Below are 3480 nucleotides of genomic sequence, written 5' to 3'. Positions count from 1 at the left end.
TAACTCCCTACTCCCTACTCCCTACTCCCTATTGAACTATAGACTGATGACACCTCAATAAAATTAAGTCGCAAGCAGGAAGAAAATGTATAGGCTAATTTTTTATACTGAAGCCTAGATGTAAATAAATTAGCAATTAGCAATAACTACTATGGCATTATACAAACTTGCAGATTTCGACCCCAACTATAAAGAAGTTTTTGGCGGTGAAGATATTAAGGAAATGTCTCTTTACACTCAAGGTGGAGACAAAATAGGTTCTGTTTCTGATGCTTTGGTTGACCACGATGGTCGCTTTCGTTATTTAGTTATTGCTACTGGAGCAATGTTTTTTGGTAAGAAAATATTGTTGCCAATCGGTCTTTCACGCCTAGATTATAACCAGAAGCGTGTCTATGTAGATGGTCTAAATAAAGAGCAAGTAGAAAACTTGCCTGAATACGACGATAGCATGACTGTTGATTACGATTATGAAGAGAAAGTACGTGGTGCTTATCGCGCTCCAGAAGCTAAAAATGTAGCTCATCAGCCAGATAATTATAACTACCAAAAAGATTCTTCTTTATACGATTTGAACGATCGCGATCATTCTAATATCAAACTTTACGAAGAGCGTTTAGTTACTAGCAAAAGCCGCGTTAAAACTGGTGAAGTTAGTGTTGGCAAACATATTGAAACAGAAACCGCTAGAGTTTCAGTTCCAGTTGAAAAAGAGCGAGTTGTGATTGAGCGAGTTACACCCACCGGAGAAGCTGCTGTAGTTGACCCCGACATGGTTAACTTTGCTGAAGGTGAAGTTGCACGAGTTGAACTCTACGAAGAGCAGGCTGAGATTCATAAAGAAGCATACGTGCGTGAAGAAGTAAGAGTTAAAAAAGTTGTCGAACAGGATACTGTTGAAGCGCAAGAAACAATTCGCAGAGAAGAGTTAGACATTGATACTCAAGGTGATTTACGTGTAAATGACCCAAGTTCCGTTAAAAACGACCGCATTTAATCGTGAATTCAGATTTTAATATTTTGTAAAGAATAATTCGTTTTACAACAAAACGCTCTGAAGGTAGATACTAATGTCTATCTTTAGAGTGTTTTTTTTATTAAACACCTAGATAATAATTTTTCGTTTCTTATCAAAAAACTAAATTTAAGACCATTTAAGACCGCACAAATAATTGTATTTCACCATCAAAATGAACTTAGAGAACTCCTTCGCGATCGCAAACACATTAATATACGACTTATGATTGTTTGTCATAAACTTTAAGTCAGTCGCGGGGAAGATGAATATCAAAATATTTTTTTCTATTGTTGTTAGTAACGATGAAAAAACAATAGGAGAAAAAAATATATGGTTCTTCACAAAGTTAGCGATTTCGATCCCGATTATCGCGATGTCTTCCAGGGTCAAGACATTAAAGACATGAGCGTCTACGCTGACGGAAGCGATGACAAAGTTGGTAGCGTTAGCGATATTTTGGTAGATGAAGAAGGTCGTTTTCGTTATTTGGTAGTTGACTTAGGTTTCTGGATTTTTGGTAAGAAAGTATTAATGCCAGTTGGACGTACTCGCATTGATTACAATACTAGCCGCGTTTACGCTGTTGGTATGACCAGGGAGCAAGCTGAAAACTTACCCGAATACGATGAAAACCAAGTATTAGATTACGATTATGAAGAAAATGTACGCGGTGTATATCGTACTCAACCTGTAGAAACATCTGCGGCTCTCGAAGATTCTGCTCCCCTCGATGCACCAGTATATAATGCAGCAACAGCAGCAACACCAGCACCAGTAGCTCACACACGCGATACTTATAAATACGATCGCGAACCTGCTCTGTACAATATGAACGATACAGACCATCAAAACATCAAACTTTATGAAGAGCGTTTAGTTGCTAACAAACAGCGTCGTAAATCTGGAGAAGTAGCAATTGGTAAACACGTTGAAACCGAAACTGCGCGAGTTTCTGTACCAGTTGACAAAGAGCGTGTAGTAGTTGAGCGAGTAACTCCGCAAGATGCAGGTAGAGCAGTTGCTCCTGGTGAAGCTACTTTTAATGAAGGTGAAGTCGCTCACATGGATATTTATGAAGAAAATGCTGATATCAAAAAAGAAGCATTCGTTCGCGAAGAAGTTAGAGTCAGAAAAGAAGTAGACCACGAAACTGTTGAAGCTCAAGAAACAATTCGTCGTGAAGAATTAGATATTGATTCTGGAAATTTACCTACTGACAGACGTTAATTTCTGATGTCTGAAATGTTTATTAGTTATTAGTTATTAGCTCTTAGTTAGTAGCTAATAGCTAATTTTTAATATTAGGGTACCGGGAATAGAGAGCAAGAATCAAAGAAAAGAATAAAAAAATCAATAATTATTATAAAAATGCTAAATTTAAGAATAGTTATTAAAAAACAGTGTAAATATGAATAATCAAATAACCGATAATAAGAATGATTCTAATCAAAAATCCAGCAAAGTAGTTGATTTACTTGAGAAGCTCAGAAGTAAAGTTAAAAACTTTGATGTGGTCGATCAACAAGGTAGGTTTATAGGCAAAGTTAAAGATTTAATGGTTAATCCTAATCGTCAACTTAATTTTGTCATTGAAAAAACATCTCAAAATCATCAGACTAACCTTTTACTATTGAATGGAAAATTAGTCCGCAAAATTGAACCGAAGATTCAACGTGTTTTTTTGCATATTGACGAATCACAATTAACGCAGTTACCTGAATATATAGAAAGGAAAAATCAAGTAAATAACATGACAGATAATCTAAATTCTCAGCAACCTATTGACTATAAAGAACATTCCGCTACTATAGAAAATCCTGAAGCCGATCGCCTAACGCAATCGCAATTTGTGGAAGCTGAAGAAGATATAATTCGTTTGTTAGGGGAAAGGCTAGTTGTTGAACGTAGCAAACGTAAAATTGGCGAAGTTATTATCCGTAAAGAAATAGAAACTCGGATGATCCAAATCCCCGTTCGACGTGAAAAACTGATTATCGAAGAACCGGGTATTGAACCTAAAAGGCTTGCAGAAATCGATTTGGGTGAAGAAGAAATTTCTCACGACGAGTTGACACCTGGAGCAAATTTAATCGGTAGCAATTTTGAAGGTGGTTTAACCGTCACTGCGGAATTTGACTCACCTAAAGTTGCTTCTTTAATTCTTAACGCTATCCAATTAGAGAAAAATCACGGATGCAAAAAGGTACGAGTTTCTATTCTTGTGGAAGACGAAGAAAAACAGCAGAAATATCAAGAATGGTTCAACCGTACTTCTAAAGCATAAAAAAAGTAATTATATTCTAATCATAATGTAGAGACGTTGCACTGCAACGTCTTTTTAATTATGGTTTTGCATAGATCCCCGTAGCATAGTGTTAGATCCCCGTCACTTCTCATTTAAAAGACGAGAACTATTACTCGACCATATAAGTTATGAGGGGTCATGGTAGTGCGAGCGTCTC

At 36.6% G+C, this 3480-nt stretch carries 3 protein-coding genes; all 3 read left to right on the top strand.

Annotated elements, in window-relative coordinates:
• Positions 1-151: 151 nt before the first annotated feature.
• Positions 152-997, top strand: a complete 846-nt coding sequence (locus tag VB797_RS17685) for a DUF2382 domain-containing protein (protein ID WP_323239033.1) — start codon at positions 152-154, stop codon at positions 995-997.
• Positions 998-1348: 351 nt separating this feature from the next.
• Complete coding sequence (locus VB797_RS17680) at positions 1349-2245, top strand: DUF2382 domain-containing protein (RefSeq protein ID WP_323239032.1); 897 nt, start codon at positions 1349-1351, stop codon at positions 2243-2245.
• A 181-nt stretch (positions 2246-2426) separates the two neighbouring features.
• Positions 2427-3302, top strand: coding sequence for a DUF2382 domain-containing protein (locus tag VB797_RS17675; RefSeq protein WP_323239031.1), 876 nt, complete (start codon positions 2427-2429; stop codon positions 3300-3302).
• The last annotated feature ends 178 nt before the right edge of the window (positions 3303-3480 follow it).

The sequence above is a fragment of the Rivularia sp. UHCC 0363 genome, assembly GCF_034931125.1.
Classification (GTDB): Bacteria; Cyanobacteriota; Cyanobacteriia; order Cyanobacteriales; family Nostocaceae; genus Rivularia.
This window is presented reverse-complemented; position numbering and strand designations above follow the sequence as displayed.

Bases quoted from the DNA above. Each gene is read 5' to 3' on its own strand.
- VB797_RS17675 (WP_323239031.1), top strand. From the start codon at position 2,427: ATGAATAATCAAATAACCGATAATAAGAATGATTCTAATCAAAAATCC.
- VB797_RS17680 (WP_323239032.1), top strand. From the start codon at position 1,349: ATGGTTCTTCACAAAGTTAGCGATTTCGATCCCGATTATCGCGATGTC.
- VB797_RS17685 (WP_323239033.1), top strand. From the start codon at position 152: ATGGCATTATACAAACTTGCAGATTTCGACCCCAACTATAAAGAAGTT.